Annotated in this window: 17 protein-coding genes; 14 read left to right on the top strand and 3 right to left on the bottom strand. The window is 63.8% G+C overall.

The window, feature by feature from the left end; genetic code table 11:
- Nucleotides 1–62: 62 nt before the first annotated feature.
- The gene (locus AC07VI_RS06355; protein WP_070290811.1) at nt 63–347 is read right to left on the bottom strand and encodes a hypothetical protein; all 285 of its coding nucleotides are present in this window, start codon (nt 345–347) and stop codon (nt 63–65) included.
- A 48-nt stretch (nt 348–395) separates the two neighbouring features.
- Entirely contained in the window at nt 396–830 is a 435-nt protein-coding gene (locus AC07VI_RS06350; protein WP_172404688.1) for a MarR family winged helix-turn-helix transcriptional regulator, read from the bottom strand.
- A gap of 132 nt (nt 831–962) precedes the next feature.
- Here AC07VI_RS06350 and AC07VI_RS06345 point away from each other — a divergent pair, with 132 nt between their 5' ends.
- The 10 genes from AC07VI_RS06345 (at nt 963) to AC07VI_RS06300 (ending at nt 15969) form a co-directional block, all read left to right on the top strand.
- Entirely contained in the window at nt 963–1907 is a 945-nt protein-coding gene (locus AC07VI_RS06345) for a GlxA family transcriptional regulator (RefSeq protein WP_086144721.1), read from the top strand.
- Nucleotides 1908–2055: 148 nt separating this feature from the next.
- The gene (astC, locus tag AC07VI_RS06340; protein WP_086144720.1) at nt 2056–3297 is read left to right on the top strand and encodes an acetylornithine/succinylornithine family transaminase; all 1242 of its coding nucleotides are present in this window, start codon (nt 2056–2058) and stop codon (nt 3295–3297) included.
- 94 nt (nt 3298–3391) lie between these two features.
- Entirely contained in the window at nt 3392–4423 is a 1032-nt protein-coding gene (locus AC07VI_RS06335) for an arginine N-succinyltransferase (protein WP_086144719.1), read from the top strand.
- A gap of 13 nt (nt 4424–4436) precedes the next feature.
- A complete protein-coding gene (gene astA, locus AC07VI_RS06330) occupies nt 4437–5486 on the top strand; it encodes an arginine N-succinyltransferase (protein ID WP_086144718.1) in 1050 nt (349 codons plus the stop codon).
- On the top strand, nt 5479–6969 hold the full coding sequence (astD, locus tag AC07VI_RS06325) for a succinylglutamate-semialdehyde dehydrogenase (protein ID WP_099419391.1): 1491 nt from the start codon (nt 5479–5481) through the stop codon (nt 6967–6969). Before astA ends, astD begins: the two co-directional genes overlap by 8 nt.
- A gap of 22 nt (nt 6970–6991) precedes the next feature.
- Nucleotides 6992–8332 carry an N-succinylarginine dihydrolase gene (astB, locus tag AC07VI_RS06320; protein ID WP_492996181.1) on the top strand — a complete coding sequence of 447 codons (1341 nt, stop codon included), beginning with the start codon at nt 6992–6994 and terminating at the stop codon, nt 8330–8332.
- Between the two features lie 152 nt (nt 8333–8484).
- Nucleotides 8485–13197, top strand: a complete 4713-nt coding sequence (locus AC07VI_RS06315) for an NAD-glutamate dehydrogenase domain-containing protein (RefSeq protein ID WP_492996179.1) — start codon at nt 8485–8487, stop codon at nt 13195–13197.
- Nucleotides 13197–14228: a succinylglutamate desuccinylase gene (locus AC07VI_RS06310; protein ID WP_086144714.1), complete on the top strand. Its 1032-nt coding sequence runs from the start codon at nt 13197–13199 to the stop codon at nt 14226–14228. The genes AC07VI_RS06315 and AC07VI_RS06310 overlap by 1 nt, the downstream gene beginning before the upstream one ends.
- A gap of 146 nt (nt 14229–14374) precedes the next feature.
- Nucleotides 14375–15349, top strand: a complete 975-nt coding sequence (locus AC07VI_RS06305; protein ID WP_086144757.1) for a DUF2167 domain-containing protein — start codon at nt 14375–14377, stop codon at nt 15347–15349.
- A gap of 110 nt (nt 15350–15459) precedes the next feature.
- Entirely contained in the window at nt 15460–15969 is a 510-nt protein-coding gene (locus AC07VI_RS06300) for a DUF1993 domain-containing protein (RefSeq protein ID WP_086144713.1), read from the top strand.
- A 6-nt stretch (nt 15970–15975) separates the two neighbouring features.
- On the opposite strand, the gene AC07VI_RS06295 is transcribed toward AC07VI_RS06300, so the two are convergent.
- Entirely contained in the window at nt 15976–16533 is a 558-nt protein-coding gene (locus AC07VI_RS06295) for a glycine zipper 2TM domain-containing protein (RefSeq protein ID WP_086144712.1), read from the bottom strand.
- 161 nt (nt 16534–16694) lie between these two features.
- Here AC07VI_RS06295 and AC07VI_RS06290 point away from each other — a divergent pair, with 161 nt between their 5' ends.
- The 4 genes from AC07VI_RS06290 (at nt 16695) to AC07VI_RS06275 (ending at nt 21819) form a co-directional block, all read left to right on the top strand.
- Nucleotides 16695–17807: an NADH:flavin oxidoreductase/NADH oxidase gene (locus tag AC07VI_RS06290; RefSeq protein ID WP_086144711.1), complete on the top strand. Its 1113-nt coding sequence runs from the start codon at nt 16695–16697 to the stop codon at nt 17805–17807.
- A gap of 154 nt (nt 17808–17961) precedes the next feature.
- Complete coding sequence (locus tag AC07VI_RS06285) at nt 17962–19581, top strand: ATP-binding cassette domain-containing protein (RefSeq protein ID WP_172404687.1); 1620 nt, start codon at nt 17962–17964, stop codon at nt 19579–19581.
- A gap of 218 nt (nt 19582–19799) precedes the next feature.
- Nucleotides 19800–20261 (top strand): RidA family protein, encoded by a 462-nt coding sequence (locus AC07VI_RS06280; RefSeq protein WP_086144710.1) that lies wholly within the window; start codon nt 19800–19802, stop codon nt 20259–20261.
- Between the two features lie 127 nt (nt 20262–20388).
- Nucleotides 20389–21819 (top strand): amino acid permease, encoded by a 1431-nt coding sequence (locus tag AC07VI_RS06275; RefSeq protein ID WP_086144709.1) that lies wholly within the window; start codon nt 20389–20391, stop codon nt 21817–21819.
- Nucleotides 21820–21908 lie beyond the last annotated feature (89 nt).

Below are 21908 nucleotides of genomic sequence, written 5' to 3'. Positions count from 1 at the left end.
AACGACAACGATCGTCAAAGCGCTGGACAGGGCCACCGCGCAGCAGGTCTTGTTATGCGTTGTTACAGGGATTCGCTGAAGATGGCATCGCAGCCCTCGACCAGCTCGTCGCTGTCTTCCAGCTCATCCGTCAGGCCCAGGTCGAACAATTCCTCGACGGCGTTCATGAAGCTGTTGTGCTTGGTCGCGCCGATCAGGCGGTAGATTTCGCCGTCTTCATTGCGCACGCCGATGATCAGCTTTTCCTGGCGTACCAGTTCTGGCGTGCTGGCGTTGAGCAACAAGTTGCCGATGATGTGTTTATCGAAATGAGCGGGCTTTTTGCCTTCGAGCAGTGTGGTTTTCAACTTGTTTTCCTTTGTCTTGTTTGAATCTGATGTTTGCGTGATGAATTGTCAGCCTTGGCCATTGGCAATGGCCTGTTTCAGGCCCGCCAGGGTCGTTTCCAGACGAATAAAATCGTCTTCGGTATAGTCGGCAAACAAGTGCTGCCCTTGTCTGGTCAGCTTGGGAAATACGTCATGGAACACTTGCTCTCCCTCGCAGCTCAGGCGTACGAAGTAGGAACGCTTGTCGCGCGTACAACGTTCGCGTATTACCAGACCTTTTTGTTCCAGCCGGTCCACGACGCCTGTCAGGGTGCCCTTGGTAATCAGGGTTTTTTGCCCCAGTTCCTTGTAGGACATGCCACAGGTGTTGCCGAGCGTGGCAATGATGTCGAATTGCGCATGCGTCAAGCCGTACTGGCGCACGAAGTCGCCGGAAAACCGCTCGAAGCCCTGCATGCATTCGGCCAGCAGCCGGATACTTTTTAAATATCGTTCACCCATAGGCCATGATTATATCCTTCCGTCCCGCTTTTTTCCGGCGCATCGGGCGGGCGCCTTGCATGGCGGGCGCAGCGCCGTCGAACTCCGGTATGATAGGCGAACTGTAGCCATAGCCCCGATCCCGCCCCGCCGATGTCCCTCGCTAATCTTTCCCGTATCGGCCTCGACAAACCGTTGCGGCTTCTGCTGATCCATGCCGGCGATGCCGAATCGATCACCTGGGCCGGCCTGGTACAGCCTTTGCGCCTGTGCGCGCGGGCGCTGGGGCCCGATGCCCTGCAACTCGATGTGCGCACGCCCGAGCAGGTGGCGCAGCAGGGCGGCAACTGGCATATCGCCCTGCTGGTGGCCGACGAGACGGAGGCGCCGCTGCGTGCCGAGCTGTGCCGGGCCGTGATCGAACGTTGCCGTTCGGCGCCATTCTGGGGGGGCGTAGGCGCGGCCGTGCTGTGGCTGGCCGACGCGGGCGTCATGGACGGCGTGCGCATCGCCCTGCCGTGGGCCTTGTACGCGGACGCCGAGGCGAAGGCCGAGCGCGCCATCCTGACGCCGCATTTGTTCGATATCGATGGTCCCCACATCACGTGTTGCGGTGGCGCGGCCAGCATCGACTTTTCGCTGACCCTGATCGAAACCGTGTTTGGCGCCGACGCGCAGGCGCTCGTCAAGGAAGCGCTGTGCGTGGACAAGGTGCGCGGCAAGGAAGAGCGCCAGCGGGTGGCGCTGCAGGCGCGTTTCGGCGTGCTGCAGCCGAAGCTGTCTGAAGCGGTGACCTTGATGGAAGCCAATATCGAGGAACCGCTGTCGACGGACGATATCGCCAGCCTGGTGGGCCTGTCGCGGCGCCAGTTGGAACGGCTGTTCAAGCAGTACCTGGGCAGCCTGCCGTCGCGCTATTACCTGGAACTGCGGCTGCAACGCTCCAGGCAACTATTGCTTGATACACATTATTCCATCGTGCAAGTGGGGTTGATGTGTGGTTTTTCGTCCGGTTCGCACTTTTCCACGGCCTTCGGTACCCTGTTTGGCAATACGCCCCGCGAAGAGCGGCAGCGCAAGCTCATGCCAGCCCCGTAGGACGCGGCGGCACGGGAATTTTCCTGTGATGAATTGTGAAAATCCTTGTCGCAGATTCAAAAGAGTTTTAGCATCCCGCTTTTTATAATGCTGTACACACGTGGCTGTCGTAGCTGCGGGAGTACCTAACATATTGATGGGGAATGCTATGAATGCCAAGCTTGATTCGACCGTAACCGCTCGCCCAGTCACCCGGGAAACCTTTGACCAGGTCCTGGTTCCTACCTACGCTCCCGCCGCCATGGTGCCGGTGCGTGCCTCCGGACTGGATCTGTGGGACCAGTCCGGCAAGCATTACCTCGACTTCACGTCCGGCATCGCCGTCACCAGCCTGGGGCACTGCAATCCGGCCCTGGTCGACGTGCTGACCAAGCAAATCAATTCCCTGTGGCATTTGGGCAACGGCTACACCAACGAGCCCGTGCTGCGCCTGGCGCTGGCCCTGACGGAAGCGACGTTTGCCGACCGCGCCTTCTTCTGCAACTCCGGCGCGGAAGCCAATGAAGCGGCCCTGAAACTGGCGCGCAAGTATGCGCACACCAAGTTCGGCGCGCACAAGTCGCGCATCATCTCCTGCTTCAGCTCTTTCCACGGCCGCACGCTGTTTACCGTCTCCGTCGGCGGCCAGGCCAAGTACACGGAAGGCTTCGAGCCGCTGCCGCAGGAAATCAACCACATCGCCTACAACGACATCGAAGCGGCGCGCGCCGCCATCGGTGACGACGTGTGCGCCGTGATCGTCGAGCCGGTACAGGGCGAAGGCGGCGTGGTGCCAGGCAATCCGGAATTCCTCAAGGAGCTGCGCGCCCTGTGCGACAAGACAGGCGCCCTGCTGATTTTCGACGAAGTCCAGAGCGGCATGGGCCGCACTGGCGCGTTGTTTGCCTATATGGGCTACGGCGTCACGCCGGATATCCTGACGGCCGCCAAGGCACTGGGCAATGGCTACCCGATCGGCGCCATGCTGACCACCAATGAGCTGGCGCAAACCCTGGCAGTCGGTACCCACGGCACCACCTACGGCGGCAATCCGCTGGCTGCCACCGTGGCCCTGAAAGTGCTGGAAATGATCAACACGCCAGCCTTCCTGGCGCGCGTGAAGGAAGCGAGCGTCAGCACCATCGCCATGCTGCAAGGCCTGATCACGGACTATCCGCAAGTGTTCTCCGTGGTGCGCGGTAGCGGCCTGCTGCTGGGCCTCGTGGTCAGCGACGCCTACAAGGGCCGTGCGAAGGATATCCAGAAGGCGGCAGAAGCGCAGGGCCTGATGGTGCTGATCGCCGGCATGGACGTGGTGCGCCTGGCGCCGGCACTGATCGTCTCGGACGAACAGATCGTCGAAGCGGGCCGCCTGCTGCGCGCCGCCATCGACGGCATGCTCAAGGCCTGAGGCCAGGCCAGCTCCCTGTTTGATCACCGGCCCGCTGCTTTGCTGCGGGCCGGCTTGGTTCTACCCCAGCATCGTCAGCATTGAAGGAGTACCCATGTATGTTGTCCGTCCGGTAGAAATTGCGGATATTGCAGCCCTCGAAGCGCTGGCCGCGGTAACCATGCCGGGTGTCCATACCCTGCCGAAGACGCGCGATAAAATCGCCGCCTCCGTCGAGCGCTCCATCGCCTCGTTTGCCGCCCACGTCGATATCCCCAGCGAAGAGTCATATCTCTTCGTGCTTGAATCCCTGCTCGACAAGAGCATCTTTGGCACGGCCGCCATCTTTGCCTCGGCCGGCTCGAACGGTACCTATTTTTCCTTTCGCAATGACGTCATCCAGCAGGTTTCGCGCGACCTGAACATCAGCCACAGCGTGCATGCGCTGACCCTGTGCTCGGAGCTGACGGCGTACTCGCAGCTGTCCGGCTTCTATGTGCGCAACATGGAGCAGGCGGGCCTGGAAGCGGCCCTGCTGTCGCGCGCGCGGCTGCTGTTCGCCGTGCTGGCGCCGCACCGTTTCGGCGACCGCTTCTTCGTGCCGCTGGCGGGCATCACGGACGCCAATGGCCAGTCGCCGTTCTGGGATGCGCTGGGCCGCAAGTTCTTCCAGATGGATTTCCTCGACGCCGAAAAAGTCATTGGCGGCGCGCGCAACCGCACCCTGATCGTCGAGCTGATGCCCCATTACCCCGTGTATGTGCCGCTGTTGCCTGGCGACGCGCAGGCGGCCATGGGCCAGATCCACCCGAGTGGCGAACTGGCGTTCAACCTGCTGACGGAAGAAGGCTTTGAAGCGGACGATTACATCGATATTTTCGATGGTGGCCCGATCCTGCAGGCACACAAGAATTCGCTGCGCTCGTTTACGGGTTCGCTCACGCGCCGCGTGGTTGCGGGCGCCGCGCCCAGCCGTACGGGCCTGAAAGTCAATTACGCGATTGCGTCCGGCGCGGAGCGCAACTTCCGCGCCGTCACCTTCGCCTGCGATGCGCTCGAAGCGCAGGACACCGTCGGCTTGCCGGCCGAGCTGCTCGAAGCGCTGGCCGTGGCCGAAGGCGACAGCGTCATCTGCGTGCGCATTTAACCGAGAGAACCTTATGCTAGTTGTACGCGCCATCAACGCCTCTGACCTGAATGCCCTGTACGGCCTGGCCAGCCAGGTCGGCACCGGCATGACCACCCTCAAGCCCGACATGAAAATGCTGGGCGACCGCCTGGCTATCGCCTGCGCCTCGTTTGCCGAAACCATCCCGCCCGAAAAGCGCGACTACATGTTTGTCATGGAGGATACTGACACGGGCCGCCTGGCTGGCGTATGCGCCATCAAGGGCGCCGTGGGCCTGGAAGAGCCGTTCTATAACTACCGCATCGGCACCCTCGTGCATTCGAGCCGCGAACTCGACGTGTTTACACGCATGGAGACGCTGTACCTGTCGAACGACCTGACGGGCAGCACGGAGCTGTGCTCGCTGTTTCTGCACCCCGATTACCGCAGCGGCAACAACGGCAAGCTGCTGTCGAAAAGCCGGTTTCTGTTCATCGCCCAGTTCCCGCACCTGTTCACGGAAAAGCTGATTGCCGAAATGCGCGGCTACCAGGCGCCGGACGGCAGCTCGCCGTTCTACGAAGGTCTGGGCCGCCATTTCTTCAAGATGGATTTCCATCACGTCGATGATTTGACGAGCCTGGGCAAGAAATCGTTCATCGCCGAACTGATGCCACGCCAGCCCATGTACGTGGCCTACCTGCCCGACGAGGCGCAGGAAGTGATCGGCAAGGTGCATCTGAGCACGGCGCCCGCGCGCCGCCTGCTGGAACAGGAAGGCTTGCACTTCGAAGGCTATGTCGACATTTTCGACGCCGGTCCCGTGCTGCAGGCGCGCGTGTCCGAGCTGCGCGCCATGCGCGACAGCATGCCGGCCGTGCTCGATGCCGAGACTGCGCTGGACGCCGGCGAGGTGGCGCAAGCCGAGCCTTACCTGGTCTCCAACACCGACCTGAAAGATTTCCGCATGATCGTCACCAACGCCAATCCGCATGGCGGAAAAATCGCGCTGGACGACGATGAATTGCATTTGCTGCGTTGCCACAACGGCGACACCGTGCGCACCTTGTCACTCAACCCGAGGAAGCATCCCCATGTCTAATGTGTTTAATTCGTCTACTGCAGCATCGAACTTCATCAATGGCGCCTGGCTGCCAGGTACGGGCCGGGAACGCGTCACCATCGATCCGTCGAACGGCAAGCAGACCTGGGCCAGCCTGGAAGCGACGGAGAAAGAAGTCGAACAAGCCTGCCAGGCCGCCCGCGCGGCTTTCGACGCGTGGGCCGATACGCCCGTCGAAGAGCGCATCGCCATCTGCGTGCGCTTTCGCGAGCTGCTCAAGGAACATGCGGAAGCGCTGGCGCTCTTGATCTCGGAAGAAGTGGGTAAACCATTGTGGGAGTCGCGCACGGAAGTCGCTACCATGGCAAACAAGATCGATATTTCGGTGCAGTCGTACCACGCACGTACCGGCATCACGCAAGGCAAGATCGCCGACGGCGACGCCGTGCTGCGCCACCGCCCGCATGGCGTCTTCGGCGTCTTCGGCCCGTACAATTTCCCCGGTCACCTGCCGAATGGCCACATCGTGCCAGCCATGATCGCCGGTAACACCATCGTCTTCAAGCCCAGCGAATATGCGCCGCGCACGGCAGTGAAAACCGTGCAGCTGTGGCAGCAGGCGGGCTTGCCGGACGGCGTCGTCAACCTCGTCAACGGCGGGCGCGACACGGGCGTGGCGCTGGGCGCCAATGCGCACCTCGACGGCGTGCTGTTTACGGGCTCCTGCCAGACGGGCATCAGCCTGCACCGCCAGTTCGGCGGCCAGCCGGGCAAGATGCTGGCGCTGGAAATGGGCGGCAACAACGCGCTCGTCGTGTGGGACGTGAAGGACGTGGACGCGGCCGTGCATCACGCGATCTTCTCCGCCTTCGTCTCGGCCGGCCAGCGCTGCACCTGCGCGCGCCGCCTGGTAGTGCAAGATAGCGCAGCGGGGTCTGCCTTCGTGGCGCGCCTGGTGGAAGTGGCGGCGAAACTGGGCATTGGCGCCTCCGACGCCCAGCCGCAGCCGTTCATGGGGCCAGTCGTGTCGAGTGCCGTGGCCGCGCGCCTGGTGCAGGCGCAGGCGGACATGGCCGCCAAGGGCGGCACGACCCTGCTGCAGATGCGCCAGTTGAATCCCGAGGCGGGCTTTGTCACGGCCGGCATCGTCGACGTCACCGATGCCGCCGGCATCCCCGACGAGGAGTGGTTCGGCCCGCTGCTGCAAGTGATCCGCGTGGCCGATTTCGATGCGGCGCTGAAGGTCGCCAACGCCACCGAATTCGGCCTGGCCGCAGCGCTCTTGTCCGACGATCCGGCGCTGTGGCAGCTGTTTCAAACGCGCGCGCGCGCCGGCATCATCAACTGGAACCGTCCGACCACGGGCGCGGCCAGCACGGCGCCGTTCGGCGGCATCGGCAAGTCGGGTAACCACCGGCCGAGCGCCTACTACGCGGCCGACTACTGCGCTTATCCGGTCGCCTCGATCGAGAACAGCGTACTGGAAATGCCGGCCAAGCTGTCGCCCGGCCTGAATTTTTAAGTAGGTTTATCAAGGAATACCCATGCACAGCACGCGCGAATACAACTTTGACGGCCTGGTCGGCCCATCGCATAACTATGCCGGACTCTCGTTCGGCAACGTGGCCTCGTTCAGCAATGTGAAAAGCGCCTCGAATCCGAAGCAGGCTGCCTTGCAGGGCCTGGCCAAGATGCGCGCACTGGCTGCGCGCGGTTTTGGGCAAGCCTTGCTGCCGCCGCAGGACCGTCCGAATTTCCGCCTGCTGCGCTCCATCGGTTTCACGGGCAGCGATGCCGAGGTGCTGGCGCGCGCCTACAAGGAGTCGCCCGTCATCCTGGCCTGCGCGTATTCGGCCTCGCCCATGTGGACGGCGAACGCCGCCACGGTCAGTCCGTCGGCCGACACGCAGGACGGCCGCGTGCACTTCACGGCAGCCAACCTGAATAACAAGCTGCACCGCGCCTTCGAGCACGCGCAGTCGGCGCGCAGCCTGCGCGCCATTTTCAGCGACGACAAGCACTTCGCCGTGCATGACGCGCTGCCGTCCACGCCGGCCTTCGGCGACGAGGGCGCGGCCAATCATACGCGGCTGGGGGCGAGCCACGGCGCGCCATCGGTCGAGATGTTCGTGTATGGCCGGGTGGAGTTCGATCCTTCCGCGCCGTCGCCGAAGCGCTACCCGGCGCGCCAGACCCTGGAAGCGTCGCAAGCCGTGGCGCGCCTGCATGGCCTGGATGCAAAGCGCACCGTGTACGTGCAGCAGAATCCGGAAGTGATCGACCAGGGCGTGTTCCACAACGACGTCATCGCCGTCGGCAACGGCAATGTGCTGTTCTATCACGAACAGGCGTTTGCCGATGAAGAGGCGAGCTTGTCGCAGCTGCGCCGCGCCGTTGCCGGTACGGGTACCGAACTGCAGGCGCTGCGCGTGGACACGGGCCAGGTGCCAATTACGGATGCCGTCAGCAGTTATCTGTTCAACAGCCAGTTGCTGACGAAGGAGGGCGGCGGCATGGCGCTGGTGATCCCGCAGGAATGCCAGGAAAACCGCGCCGTGTCGCGCTACCTGGAAGGCCTGGTGGCAGGCGCCGGTCCCATCGATGAACTGATCCATTTCGACCTGCGCCAGAGCATGCGCAACGGCGGCGGGCCAGCCTGCCTGCGTTTGCGCGTGGCCCTGACGCAAACCGAGGCGCGCGCCATGCACCAGGGCGTGATCATGACGGAAACGCTGTACCATCGGCTGGTGCAGTGGGTGGAAAAGCACTACCGCGACCATCTGGAGCCGGGCGACCTGGCCGACCCGCAGCTGGCGCTGGAAGTGCATGCAGCGCTTGAAGAATTGACGATCATCCTCAACTTACCTGGATTGTACGACTTGTAGGCGACAGAAAAACACACAGAAAATCCGAGACACACTATCCGCAGTATCGAAAGAATTGGACGGGCGACCCCCGTCTCTTGACACCGCTGCCGCCCAGCCACAAGCCCGAACGACAGCGCTGGACATTCACATTACCGTAATGGAGATGCAAGATGAATCACACGCCACAAGATTTGCGCACACAAACGCTGGAGCTGATCAAGGACAAGGCGGCAGCGCCTGTCGTGCAACTGGTGCAGGCCTGGCTGGACTCGCTCGACGCCGAAGACCTGGCCGATATCGCGCCCGACAGCCTGGCGCCCGTACTGGTCGACGGTTTCACGCAAGCGGCCAAGCGCACTGGCAGCGGTTGCCAGATCGCCACCCTGCGCTATGCGGATGGCCGTGGCGGCATGGCGAGTGCCTTGCTGATCCTGAACGAAGACATGCCATACCTGGTCGACTCCATCGTCATGGCCATGCGCCGCCAGCACCTGGCCGTGCGCGGCGTGATGAATACCGTGCTGCCCGTGCGCCGCGCCGCTGACGGCAGCGTCGACGCGGTGCGCCAGGCTGGCGATCCGCTCGAATCGTATGTGCTGGTGCTGCTCGATGAGGAACTGGCGCCGGAAGCGCTGGCGGCGCTGGTCGGCTCCCTGGACATGGTGGCGCGCGACGCCGCCGTCGTGCGCCGCGACGCCGCTTCCATGAGCGAGCGTTTGGCCGCAGTGGCCACGGCTGCATCGCAGCATGGCGAAGAGGGCGCGGAAGTGGCCGCTTTCCTGGAGTGGGCCCGCAGCGGCGGCTTTGAAGTGTTCGGCTATGCCTACTATCGCGTCAAGCCGGGCGTGCGCGAACTCGAACGCGATATCCCGAGCCGGGTCGGCGTGCTGCAGGATACGGCGCACCCTGTGTACGGCACCTGCCTGGCGAATATCCCGGGCGACTTCGACACCCTGGCCAAGCGCGAATCGGCGCTGTCCATCGTCAAGGCCGACGTGGCAGGCACCCTGCATCGCGACCAGCAGCTCGATTTCATCGGCGTGCGCGACACCGACCCGCAAGGCGCCATCCTGGGCGAACATTGCTTCGTCGGCCTGTTCACCCGCGCCGGCAATTCCACTCCGCTGGCGGCGCTGCCGTTTGCGCGCGGCCGCGTGGCCAAGGTGCTGAGCCTGGCCGGCGTGCGCCAGCAAGGCTTCCGCGCCGAGAAATTCCGTGAAATCCTCGAATCCCTGCCGCGCACCGAAGCGCTGGAAGCGGACCTCGACTGGCTGGCGCAAGTGTGCGGTTCTGTCGTTTCGCTGTACAAGCAGCCGCGCACCAAGGTCTTCGCGCGCCGCGACGTGTACGCGCGCCACCTGAACGTGCTGGTCTACCTGCCGCGCGAGCGTTACAGCGCCAGCGTGGCATCGAGCCTGGCAAAAGCCCTGCAAGCCAGTTCCGGCGCCACGCACGTGAGCACGCAAACACTGGTGGCCGACGGTCCCCTGGCGCGCGTCTACCTGATCGCCCACGCCGCCCGTTACCCGCTGGACCTGGAAACGGATATCGAACAGCCGCTCCTTAGCGTGCTCGATGGCTGGCACAACGGCTTTGCCGCCGTGGCCGACGCCGTGCCCGACGTGGCCCTGCGCGCCAGCCTGCGCAAACTCTGCGCTACTTTACCGCTCGATTACGTGGCCGCCACGGCGCCGGCCGTCGCCTTCCGCGATCTCGACACCATCCTGCGCAACACCGATCCGGCGCACGTGGCCGTGCGCATCGAGACGGGCGCCGTCACCACCATCCGCCTGTATTCGGCCAACAAGGTGCCGCCGCTGTCGACCATTCTGCCAGCCCTGCACAATGCGGGCGTGGCCATCGACCGCGAACAGGCGTATTCGGTTTCTCTGTCCGACGGCACGCGCTATTTCGTCACCAGCCTGACGGTCGATGCTGCCAGCGCGGCGAAACTGGCGCAGCCATCCGTGGTCGCCGTGGCGCAGGAATTGTTTGCCGCCCTGTTCAACGACACGGCCGAAGATGGCCGCCTGAATGGTCTGGTCATCGAAGGCGGCTTGTCGACGCGCGAAGTGCAGCTGGTGCGCGCCTACACCAGCTACTGGCGCCAGACGGGCAGCCGTTTCTCGGTGCGCTACATCGCCGAAAGCCTGCGCAAGCAGCCGGCCCACGTAAAAGCCCTGGTCGAGGCCTTTTTGCAGCGCTTCGATCCGGCGCTGTCCGACGCACAGCACGCGGCCGCCCTGGAGGTGATTTCCACCATCAAGGCCGGCCTGCCGTCGGTGAACCATGCCGATACCGAGGAAATCCTCGGCGCGCTGGCCGACCTGATGAGCGCAACCCTGCGCACCAGCTACTTCCAGAACAATCAACAAGGCGACAAGATCATCTTCAAGTTCGACACCAGCAGCCTGGCGCTGGTGCCGGAGCCGCGTCCGTACCGCGAGATTTTTGTCTTCTCGCGCCGCTTTGAAGGCGTGCACCTGCGCGGCGGCCCCGTCGCCCGTGGCGGCTTGCGCTGGTCCGACCGCATGGAAGACTACCGCACCGAAGTGCTGGGCCTCGTCAAGGCCCAGATGGTCAAGAACGCCGTCATCGTGCCGGCCGGCGCGAAGGGCGGTTTTGTCTGCAAGATGATGCCGAAGGACGCCGTGCGCGAAACCATCGCGGCCGAAGGCGAAGCCGTGTACCGCCTGTTCATTTCCAGCCTGCTGGAAGTGACGGACAACCGCTCGCTGGGCAATATCGTCCCGCCGGTCGATACCGTCTGCTTCGACGACGCCGACCCGTACCTGGTGGTGGCCGCCGACAAGGGCACGGCCACGTTCTCGGACATCGCCAACGGCATCGCCGTGCAGCGCGGCTTCTGGCTCGGCGATGCGTTCGCCTCGGGCGGCTCGAACGGCTACGACCACAAGAAACTGGGCATCACGGCGAAGGGCGCATTCGAAGCCGTGAAACGCCATTTCTATGAGATGGACCACGACCTGAACACCACCCCGATCACCATGGTCGGCGTGGGCGACATGTCGGGCGACGTGTTCGGCAATGGCGTATTGCTGTCGCGCCAGCTGAAACTGGTGGCCGCATTTGACCACCGCCACATCTTCCTCGACCCGACACCGGACGTCGCCGTCTCGTTCGAAGAACGCGCGCGCCTGTTCGCCTTGCCGCGCTCCTCGTGGGACGACTATAACAAGGAGCTGATTTCGGCCGGCGGCGGCGTGTATCCGCGTTCAAGCCGCACCATCGAGCTGTCGCCGCAGATCCGCGCCGCGCTCGATATCGCCGAAACCTCGCTGGCGCCGGAAGAACTGATGCACCGCATCCTGAAATCCCCGGTGGACCTGTTCTACAACGGCGGCATCGGCACCTACATCAAGGCCTCGACGGAGACGCACGCGCAGGTGAAGGACCGCGCGAATGACCATATCCGCGTCAATGGCAATGAGCTGCGCGTGAAGGTTGTGGCCGAAGGGGGGAATTTGGGTGCGACCCAGGCCGGCCGCATCGAGTTCGCGCTGACGGGCGGGCGCATCTTCACCGATGCGATCGACAACTCGGCCGGCGTGGATTGCTCGGATCATGAAGTCAACGTGAAAATCTGGCTGGACGTGGAAGTCAATGCGGGCAAGCTGACGGAAGCGGAGCGCAACCGCGAGCTGTATGCGATGACGGACGACGTCGAGCGCCTGGTCTTGCGCGATAACACGCAGCAGACGCATTTGCTGGTGCGCGAGTTGCAGGCGCAAAGCGAGAGCGCCGTGCAGGATGGCTATGCCGCCCTGATCGCCAGCCTGGAAGAAGAGGGCGCCCTGTCGCGCGAACTGGAGCAACTGCCGTCGGTGGCCGAACTGGCGCGCAGGAAGAGCGACGGGCGTGGCCTGACCACGCCGGAACTGGCTGTGGTGATCGCCAACGTGAAGAACCGCTTCAAGCGCATCCTGTCCGCGCTGCCGTTGACGGACGAAACGTGGGCCGAGCCGGTGCTGAAACCGTACTTCCCCGCGCTGCTGGTGGAAACGCGTTCGGCGCTCGACCATCCGCTGGCCAATGCCATCCTGGCGACCGTGCTGGCCAATGAAGTGATCAACCGCTGCGGCCCGCTGACGATCCGCAACCTGGCGGCGGAACATGGCGTGGACGAGTCAAGCGTAATCCTGGCCTGGGGCCAGGCCTGGGTGGCGCTGAATCTGGCGCCCGTGTTCGACGCGCTCGATGCGGACGCCTTGACGGTGCCGCGCGCGGTGTCGATCAAGGTCGATGCGCAAACGCGCGTGCTGCAGCAGACGATGATCGCCGGCGTGCTGTCCGTGCCGGCCGAGCAACTGCGCGGTGCGGGACTGGCCGAATTGACGCGCCTGTTTGGCGCGGAATCGAAGCGCGAGCTGCTCAAGGCTGTCGGCATCAAGTCCGAAGCGGCGCTGGTGCCTGGCTTGAGGCCGGCCTTCGTGCTGGCATGGGACGCCGTCGATGCCCTGGAAGTCGTTGCCGGCTTCCTGTTCCCGGCCCTGTCCGTGCCGCGTCCCGCCTCGATGGACCTGGCGGCCTTCCTGCAAGTGGGCCTGGCCTTGCGCAGCCAGGCGGGCATCGATACGCTGGAGCGTGGCCTGAAACTGGCCGCGCAAGGCAAGTCGCAGGAACAGTTGCGCAACTACGCGCAGCAAGCGCTGCGCCGCACGCAACAGCGTCTGCTGACGCAGGTGCTGGCGCGCGCCGAGCAAGGCAATGCAGGCCAGGCCGTCGATGCCGTGACGGGCGCGCTGGGTTTGTCGGCCTATGTGGCGGCGACGGAGCTGGAGCAAGCCATGCTGGACGTGTGGACGCTCTCCGAGGCCGTGAATAAAATCACGGCAAAAGCCCCAGCGGAAGCGGCGGTGTAATGACGCAAGATGTAACGCAGGTAGTCACACAGGTAGTGCAGGGCGCTGGCGGCTTGCCGCCGGCCGTGCAGGCGCTGGCGCAGGCCGATTTCAGCGGCGTGGCCCAGCTGTTCGCCAACGCCGGCTTCACGGTGGCCCTGCCGGCGCCCGGCATGCTGCGGATCGTCAAGCCGCAAGCCGATGCGGGCCGCGCCAGCGTGGCCGTCTCGGTGGGCGTGCATGGCGACGAGACAGGGCCGATCGAAGTGCTGGCGCATCTGCTCGACGCGCTGTCGCGCGATGCGTCGGCACTGGCCGTCGACTTGCTCGTTTGCGTGGGCAATGTCGATGCGATCCGGGCCGGCAAGCGTTTCATTGACGCCGACCTCAATCGCATGTTCCGTCCCGTGCGCGGGTCGCTGGCGCAAGCGGCGGAAAGCGCGCGCGCCGATGAAATGATCGCTGCGACCAAGGCGTTCTTTGAAGCGGCGGGCCCCGTGCGCTGGCACCTGGATTTGCACACGGCCATCCGGCCCTCCGTGTATCCCACGTTTGCCATCGTGCCGGACCTCGTTGCCGACGACGCCAAGGCGCAGCTGATAGCCTGGCTGGGCCAGGCGGCCATCGGCGCCATCATCATGAACCCGCAATCGGCCGGCACCTACAGCTACTATTCGGCCGAGCATTTCGGCGCGGCCGCCAGCACGGTGGAACTGGGCCGCGTGGGCACCCTGGGGCAGAACGATTTATCGCTGTTCGACGACGTGTCGCGGGCGCTGGACGGCCTGCTGCGCGGACTGCCTGCGCAAGCCGTCAAGGCGCAACCGCACGTGTTCAAGGTGGCGCAGGAAATCATCAAGCACAGCGATGAATTCCGCATGGCCTTTGACCGTCGCACGCAAAACTTCACGTCTCTGCCGCAGCATGCCGTGATCGCCAGCGATGGCGACCACATCTACACAGTGCAGCACGCGGAAGAACTGGTGGTATTTCCCAACCCGGATGTGCGCGTCGGCTTGCGCGCGGGATTAATGGTGGTGCGCGTTTCCTGATCGTTCAGCCATCACAGCGCATCGGGCGCCAGCCGGGGAAACCCGCCTGGCGCTTTTTTCATAAAAAAATGCCGCACAGAAATAATTATCCATTAAGCAATCAATTGATTTAAAATATTTACCCTTTGCAATTTTTTGGACCGATCATGTTGAAACGCCTGCTGACAGCCTTGCTGTGCCTGACCCTCTCCGGCCTCGCGGCTGCCGCCCCTGCCGATGAGAAAGCAGCCGCCCCGGAAATGACGGCTGAACAGTTTCTCGCCCAGTTGCACCTGCAGCGCGGCAAGATCACCTTGCCTGGCGGCATCGCCACCCTGGATTTGCCCGCGAACTTCCGTTATCTGTCGCCGACGGACGCCGAGCGCGTGCTGGTCGATGCCTGGGGCAATCCACCGGGCATGGTATCGCTGGGCATGATCGTGCCGGCCAAGACCAGCGTGCTCGAGCGCGATAGCTGGGGCGTCATCGTCACGTATGAAAAGGAAGGGCATATCAAGGATGACGATGCGGACAGCATCAAGTACGATGAGTTGCTCAAGGACATGCAGGCATCCGTGCTGGAGAATAACGCGGAGCGCAAGAAGCAGGGCTATCCCGGCATCCATTTGATGGGCTGGGCGGAGAAACCCAGCTATGCCAAGGATACGCACAAGCTGTACTGGGCCAAGGACCTGATGGTCGATGGCGGCGAGCATTCATTGAACTACAACGTGCGCGTGCTGGGCCGCGAAGGCGTGCTGAACCTGAACGCGATCGCCAGCATGCAGCAGATCGCAACGATCAAGAAGGAAATGCAGCAAGTGACGGCGTTCACGGAATTTACCGAGGGTAACCGCTATACGGACTTCGACAGCAAGACGGACAAGGTGGCCGAGTATGGCCTGGCGGCGCTGGTGGCCGGTGGCGTGGCCAGCAAGCTGGGCCTGTTCGGCAAACTGCTGGCGCTGCTGCTGGCCTTCAAGAAAGTGCTGATCCTGGCCGTGGTCGGTGCCGGTGCGGCCATCGTCAAGTTTTTCGGCGGCAAGCGCAAGGAAAAGCCGCTGCCGCAGCCAGAACTGCAGCCGGAACCAGCCGAACAGCCCGGTCATGCGCCGGACGGCAAGGTGAATCTGGAAAAGTAGGATGCATTGAGCCGCTCCGTGCGCTGGCGCACAGGAGTGGCACATAAGCACGCTGCCGGAAGACAGCGCCTCGGGTACACTGGCTCATCGTTCACTATCAGGAGTCCGCCATGTCCGTGTCCATGTACCAGGCAACCATTCCCGTCTTCATCCGCGGCTTGCGGGTCGTCTCGGCCCTGCTGGAAAAAGCGCAAGCCCATGTGGAGGAAGACGGCATCGTGCCCGAGATTTTACTGGGCGCGCAGCTGGCGCCCGACATGCTGGACTTGACGGCGCAGGTGCAGCGCGTCAGCGATACCTCGAAAATGTCGGTCGAGCGCCTGAGCGGCGTGCCGGCGCCGAAGTTCGAGGATAACGAAGCCTCGTTCGAGCAGTTACAGGAGCGTATTGCCAACACCATCGCCTATATCGACAGCGTCAATGCGGGCCAGATGGCAGGCAGCGCACAGAAGGAAATCGTGCTGAACTGGACGGACGAGGGGACAAAATTCTCGGGCGACGATTACTTGCTCAGCTTTGCCTTGCCAAACTTCTATTTCCACGTTTCCATGGTCCACGCCATCCTGCGCAACAATGGCGTGGCCGTGGGCAAGCTCGACTATCTTGGCCCGTACGACTGAGACGGGTTATTGCTGCGGCTGCTGCTGAACCTGGTTCTGCACCGCATTGCCCAGCATGCCGCCGCCGATCACGCCGGCCACCGTCGCCAGCGCCTTGCCGCGGCCGCCGCCGACCTGGTTGCCGATCAAGCCGCCGATGACGGCGCCCGTGCCGATGCCCACGTAGTTCGGCTGTGACGGCGCCGGTGCAGGCACCGGCTGCGGCTGGCGTGCCGGTTCGCGGTAGGCCGTGTCGCGGTAGCCATCGTCATTATAGGCGGGACGCGCCTGCGCCACTTGCGTGTGGTGCACGACGCGCTTGTGCACGACGGGGGCCGGCGCTGGCGCTGGCGCCGCTTGCGCCACCACGGGAGCGGCCACCGGGGCCGCCACGGGCGCCGCCAGGGCTGTCGCGCCCGCCGGCGTCAACGCCGCCACGTCGGCCGGCACGGCGGCTACATTCGCCCGCGAATTGGGCAGGATGCCGGCGATGGACGCCGCGCCGACCAGGCACAGGACCGTCACGGAAATGGCGGCGCCTGCCATCAAGGGGTGGATGCGGCTGGCGGTAGTCGTCGTGTTCATGTGTTCTCCTGGGGTGGTATTACTGGTGTTGTTGATGTGTCCAGATTAGCGGCCGCGCCTGCCCAAGGCTAGCCCTTGCGCTGTATCAAACGTAAGCAGGTGTAAGGCTCCGATCGCCAAAGCGCAGTAGAATCGGTGCTTCCCCTTTTCCGGAGTGCGCCATGAGCCAGTTATTTACGCCGTTTGCGCTGGGCCCCTTGCGGGTGGCCAACCGCATCGCCATCGCGCCCATGTGCCAGTACTCGGCCGACAACGGCAACGCCACCGACTGGCACATGATCCATCTGGGACACCTGGCGCTGTCCGGCGCGGGCCTGCTGATGACGGAAGCGACGGCCGTCTCGCCCGAGGGGCGCATCTCGGCCGACGATCTGGGCCTGTGGTCGGACGCGAATCAAACGGCGCTGGCCAAGGTGGTGCAGGCGATCCGCCGCCACGCGGCTATTCCGCTGGTGGTGCAGCTGGGCCATGCGGGACGCAAGGCGTCGAGCCGCGCGCCCTGGCAGGGCGGCGCCTGCGTGCGCCTGGCCGATGGCGGCTGGCAAACGGTGGCGCCATCGGCCATCGCCCATGCACCGGGCGAAACCGTGCCGCTCGCGCTCGACGAGATGGGGTTGTTGCAAATCAAGGGCGCGTTTGTCGCCGCTGCCCAGCGCGTGCATGCACTGGGCATCGACGGCATCGAACTGCATGCGGCGCACGGCTATCTGCTGCACCAGTTCCTCTCGCCGCTTGCCAACCAGCGCAGCGATGCGTACGGCGGCAGCCTGGACAACCGCATGCGCTTTCCGCTGGAAGTGTATGAAGCCGTGCGCGCCGCCGTGCCCGCCAGCGTGGCGGTGGGCGTGCGCCTTTCCGCCACCGACTGGGTCGAGGGCGGCTGGGAAATCGAACAAAGCGTGCGCTTTGCGCAGGAGCTCAAGCAGCTGGGCACCGATTTCATCCACGTCTCCAGCGGCGGAATCTCTCCGCAGCAGCAGATTCCCGTGGGACCCGGCTACCAGGTGGCGTTTGCCGAGCGTATCAAGCGCGACAGCGGCTTGCCCACCATCAGCGTCGGCTTGATCACGGAAGCGCAGCAGGCCGAAGACATCATCGCGCAGGGCCAGTCCGACATGGTGGCGCTGGCGCGCGCCATCCTGTTCGATCCGCGCTGGCCGTGGCACGCTGCGGCGCAGCTGGGCGCGCAAGTGCAGGCGCCACCGCAGTACTGGCGCTCGCAGCCGCGTGAGTTCAAGAGCCTGTTCGGCGATACGACGCTGGGCCAGCGCTGACAGGTCTGCTCTGCTACACTGACGCTTCTTCATCCATTTCTCCAGGACGCTTCGACATGCGCCATTGATACTGCCGTGCTGTGCACGGCCTTGCCCTTCCCGCCAGCGCACCGTTGCGCCGCGCGGGTTCGCCAGCCTTGCTCAAGGAGTATCCATGCCCGCATTACTGCAACTCGACCGTCTTTCCTTGGTGCTGCCCGATGGCCGCGCCCTGTTTTCCGATTTGCAATTTTCTTTTGCCCCGCAACGTATCGGCCTCGTCGGCGATAACGGCGTGGGCAAGAGTGTGCTCGCGCGCCTGCTGGCAGGCCGGGCGCAGCCGTCTTCTGGCGCCGTGCGCTGCGACGGCAGCGTGCATTACGTGGCGCAGGAGCTCGATCCGGACCGCTATCCCAGCGTGGCGGCGCTTGCCGGCATGGACGACTTGCTGGCCGCGCTGGCGCGCATCGCTGAAGGCAGCGTCGACGAGGCCGACTACGCCCTGGTGGGCGAACGCTGGGATGCCCACGCCCGCCTGCGCCAGGCGCTCGATGCGCTCGATTTGCGTCATGTCGATGCCGGCACGCCAACGGCCAGCCTGAGCGGCGGCGAACGCCAGCGCATCGCCCTGCAGGGCGCCTGGCTGTCGCAGGCGGACTGGCTGGTGCTCGATGAACCGAGCAACCACCTTGATGCGCATCAACGCGCCCGCCTGGTGGCGCAGATGGCGCGCTGGCCGGGCGGCTTGTTGCTGATCAGCCATGACCGCGGCTTGCTGCAGCACGTCGATGCAATCGTCGAGCTGTCGCCGCAGGGCTTGTGCAGCTATGGCGGCAACTACCTGTTTTATGCGCAGCAGCGCGCGCTCGAGCAAGCCGGTTTTGCTGCCGCCCTGCAGGCGGAAAAGGCAGGTGCCCGACGCGAGCAGCGCGAAGCGCAGCAGCAGGCCGAGCGCCAGCAGCGCAGAGTCGGACGCGGCGAGAGGGAAGGGCGCGAAGGCAATCAGAGCAAGCTTCTGCTGGACGCGAAAAAGGAGAAGAGCCAGGATAGCCAGGGCAAGCTGCGCGTGCGCGCGCAGGAAGCGCAGCTGGCGCGCCAGCAACGGGTGCTGGAAGCGAGCGCCCGCTGCGCGCCCGAGACGGAGCGCCTGCTGCTGGCGCCGGACAGCCAGGTGCCCAACGGAAAACTGATCCTTGAGCTGCGCGCCCTGGTCTTGCCGCATGGCCAGGCGCAGCCCCTGGACCTGGTGCTCAGCGGCCCGCGCCGCCTGGCCGTGACGGGCGACAATGGCAGCGGCAAGTCGACGCTGCTGCGCGTGATCGCCGGGCAACTGGCGCCAGCCGGCGGCGAGGTGCTGTGTCCCGCGCGGGTGGTCTGGCTGGACCAGCATGCGGCCGCGCGTGAAGGCGAGCTGAGTGCTGTGCAGCGCGTGCAAAAACGCAACAGTACGCTGGCGGAAGGGGCCTTGCGCACGCGTCTGGCGCTGCTGGGCATCGCCGGCGCGCGCGCCACCATGCCCAGCCACCTGCTCAGCGGCGGCGAGCGCATGAAGGTGGCGCTGGCGGCCGAACTGTACGCGCAGGTGCCGCCGCAACTGCTGCTGCTCGACGAACCCGACAATCATCTGGACCTGGCCAGCCTGCAGGCGCTGGAACAGATGCTGCTGCAATACCTCGGTGCGTTACTTGTGGTATCGCATGACCAGGCATTTCTGGATGGCCTGAACCTTGACCCGGAGGGCTTGACTTTGTATAAAAGACAATCAAGTGAAAAGGATCACGCTCGATGCCTGTAGAGCATGCTTCATGAAACGATGCTGAATTTTGTTCGATTGTCGGTATAATCCACTGAATAACCGGGCCTATTTGTGAACTAAAACTGCTGGTTCACCAATATGATGACGTTTAATCTGGCACTGTTGTCGGTCACTACCGCGCTGCCAGGGCGTCACCTTCCGTGCCCTGCTGCGCATGAATTTTGGTTTCGCTTATATTGTTTTCTTGGAGAAATAGCATGTCGTTTTACGAAAAACTCAAAGCCCTCAACATTGAACTGCCAGTTGTTGCAGCGCCAGCTGCCGCCTATGTAATGCATGCCCGCACCGGCAACACCGTCTTCCTGTCCGGCCACCTGGCCAAGAAGGATGGCAAGGTATGGGTCGGCCAACTGGGCAAGAACGTCACCACGGAAGAAGGCAAGATCGCCGCGCGCGGCATCGCCATCGAACTGATCGCCACCCTGCAGGACGCGTGCGGCGGCGACTTGAGCAAAGTCAAACGCATCGTCAAGGTCATGAGCCTGGTCAACTCCACCGCCGAATTCACGGAACAGCACCTGGTCACCAATGGCGCCTCGGAATTGTTCGTTGAAGTCTTCGGCGACAGCGGCAAGCACGCCCGCTCCGCCTTCGGCGTGGCGCAGATCCCGCTGGGCGCTTGCGTCGAGATCGAGCTGATCGCTGAATTGGCTGCTTAACACCCCCTTAGCTGCAATACGCGCCGGCAATCACTAGCCGGCCAGCCGCATGATCCTCCCCTGCAAGAGCGGAACCGCCACAGGGGGGGCGGGAGCGTGCGGCTATCTAAAAATACGGAGACGAGTAATGAAAACAAGTGAACAAGGCTTGCACCGCGGCCTGGGCGAGCGGCAGATCCGCCTGATGGCGCTGGGCGCCGCGATTGGCGTGGGCCTGTTTCTGGGTTCCGGCAACGCCATCAAGATGGCCGGTCCTGGCATCATGCTGTCGTACATCATCGGTGGCGCCGTCATCTTCATGATCATGCGCGCGCTGGGCGAAATGGCCGTGCATAACCCCGTGGCCGGTTCCTTCAGCCGCTATGCCCAGGATTACCTGGGACCCCTGCAAGGCTATCTGACGGGCTGGAACTACTGGTTCCTGTGGCTGGTCACATGCGTGGCGGAAATTACCGCCGTTGCCATCTACATGGGCATCTGGTTCCCCGACGTGCCGCGCTGGATCTGGGCCCTGGCAGCCCTCGGTTCCATGGGCGCCATTAACCTGCTGGCCGTGAAAGCGTATGGCGAGTTCGAATTCTGGTTTGCCCTGATCAAGGTGGTGACCATCATCCTGATGATCGTCGGCGGCACGGGCATGATCATCTTCGGTCTCGGCAATGGCGGCGTGGCCGTCGGCATCTCGAACCTGTGGACGCATGGCGGTTTCTTCCCGAATGGCGCGCAGGGCGTGCTGATGTCCTTGCAGATGGTGATGTTTGCCTATCTGGGCGTGGAAATGATCGGCCTGACGGCCGGCGAAGCGGCGAACCCGAAGAAATCGATTCCCGACGCCATCAATTCCGTGTTCTGGCGCATCCTGATTTTCTATGTCGGCGCGCTGTTCGTCATCCTGTCGATCTATCCATGGAATGAAATCGGCACCACCGGCAGCCCCTTCGTGATGACGTTCGAACGCCTGGGCATCAAGACGGCCGCCGGCATCATCAACTTCGTCGTGCTGACGGCGGCCTTGTCGTCGTGCAATGGCGGCATCTTCAGCACGGGCCGCATGCTGTACAACCTGGCGCTGCAAGGCCAGGCGCCGAAGGCGTTTGCGGAAACGACGGCCAGCGGCGTGCCGCGCCGCGCCATCCTCGTGTCCGTCGTGGCGCTGCTGCTGGGCGTGCTGCTGAATTACATGGTGCCGGAAAAAGTGTTTATCTGGGTCACCTCGATCTCGACCTTCGGCGCAGTCTGGACCTGGGGCGTGATCCTGGTCACGCAGATCCAGTTCCGCAAGACCTTGACGCCGCTGGAAATCAAGAACCTGGCCTTCCGCATGCCGTTCGCGCCGTATGGTTCTTGGATTTCGCTGGCCTTCCTGGCCCTGGTCATCGGCCTGATGGCGTATTTCCCCGATACGCGCATCGCCCTGATGGTCGGCCCAGCCTGGCTGATCCTGTTGACGGTGCTGTACTACGTGCTGGGCCTGGCGCCAAAGGACAAGCGCGACGACGTGCCGCAAGGCTACGAAGCGGGCTGGCCAGCGGCCGATGCGCCACACGTCAAGAAGTAAACCAGCGTCGTTGAGCTGAATCAAAAGCGCGCCCCTGCCCCTGCAGGGGCGCGCTTTTTCTTTCATAGAGGCAACTTCGTCCGTGCCAG

It is taken from the genome of Janthinobacterium sp. GW821-FHT03A03 (genome assembly GCF_059421435.1).
Note: the sequence above shows the minus strand (reverse complement) of the source record. Positions and strands in the feature narration are given on the sequence as shown.

What these genes read in the sequence shown, in the direction of transcription:
- AC07VI_RS06275 (WP_086144709.1), top strand. Translation starts at nt 20,389, where the DNA reads ATGAAAACAAGTGAACAAGGCTTGCACCGCGGCCTGGGCGAGCGGCAG.
- AC07VI_RS06345 (WP_086144721.1), top strand. Translation starts at nt 963, where the DNA reads ATGTCCCTCGCTAATCTTTCCCGTATCGGCCTCGACAAACCGTTGCGG.
- AC07VI_RS06335 (WP_086144719.1), top strand. Translation starts at nt 3,392, where the DNA reads ATGTATGTTGTCCGTCCGGTAGAAATTGCGGATATTGCAGCCCTCGAA.
- astD (WP_099419391.1), top strand. Translation starts at nt 5,479, where the DNA reads ATGTCTAATGTGTTTAATTCGTCTACTGCAGCATCGAACTTCATCAAT.
- AC07VI_RS06310 (WP_086144714.1), top strand. Translation starts at nt 13,197, where the DNA reads ATGACGCAAGATGTAACGCAGGTAGTCACACAGGTAGTGCAGGGCGCT.
- AC07VI_RS06280 (WP_086144710.1), top strand. Translation starts at nt 19,800, where the DNA reads ATGTCGTTTTACGAAAAACTCAAAGCCCTCAACATTGAACTGCCAGTT.
- AC07VI_RS06350 (WP_172404688.1), bottom strand. Translation starts at nt 830, where the DNA reads ATGGGTGAACGATATTTAAAAAGTATCCGGCTGCTGGCCGAATGCATG.
- AC07VI_RS06315 (WP_492996179.1), top strand. Translation starts at nt 8,485, where the DNA reads ATGAATCACACGCCACAAGATTTGCGCACACAAACGCTGGAGCTGATC.
- AC07VI_RS06305 (WP_086144757.1), top strand. Translation starts at nt 14,375, where the DNA reads ATGTTGAAACGCCTGCTGACAGCCTTGCTGTGCCTGACCCTCTCCGGC.
- AC07VI_RS06285 (WP_172404687.1), top strand. Translation starts at nt 17,962, where the DNA reads ATGCCCGCATTACTGCAACTCGACCGTCTTTCCTTGGTGCTGCCCGAT.
- AC07VI_RS06300 (WP_086144713.1), top strand. Translation starts at nt 15,460, where the DNA reads ATGTCCGTGTCCATGTACCAGGCAACCATTCCCGTCTTCATCCGCGGC.
- astB (WP_492996181.1), top strand. Translation starts at nt 6,992, where the DNA reads ATGCACAGCACGCGCGAATACAACTTTGACGGCCTGGTCGGCCCATCG.
- astC (WP_086144720.1), top strand. Translation starts at nt 2,056, where the DNA reads ATGAATGCCAAGCTTGATTCGACCGTAACCGCTCGCCCAGTCACCCGG.
- AC07VI_RS06290 (WP_086144711.1), top strand. Translation starts at nt 16,695, where the DNA reads ATGAGCCAGTTATTTACGCCGTTTGCGCTGGGCCCCTTGCGGGTGGCC.
- astA (WP_086144718.1), top strand. Translation starts at nt 4,437, where the DNA reads ATGCTAGTTGTACGCGCCATCAACGCCTCTGACCTGAATGCCCTGTAC.
- AC07VI_RS06295 (WP_086144712.1), bottom strand. Translation starts at nt 16,533, where the DNA reads ATGAACACGACGACTACCGCCAGCCGCATCCACCCCTTGATGGCAGGC.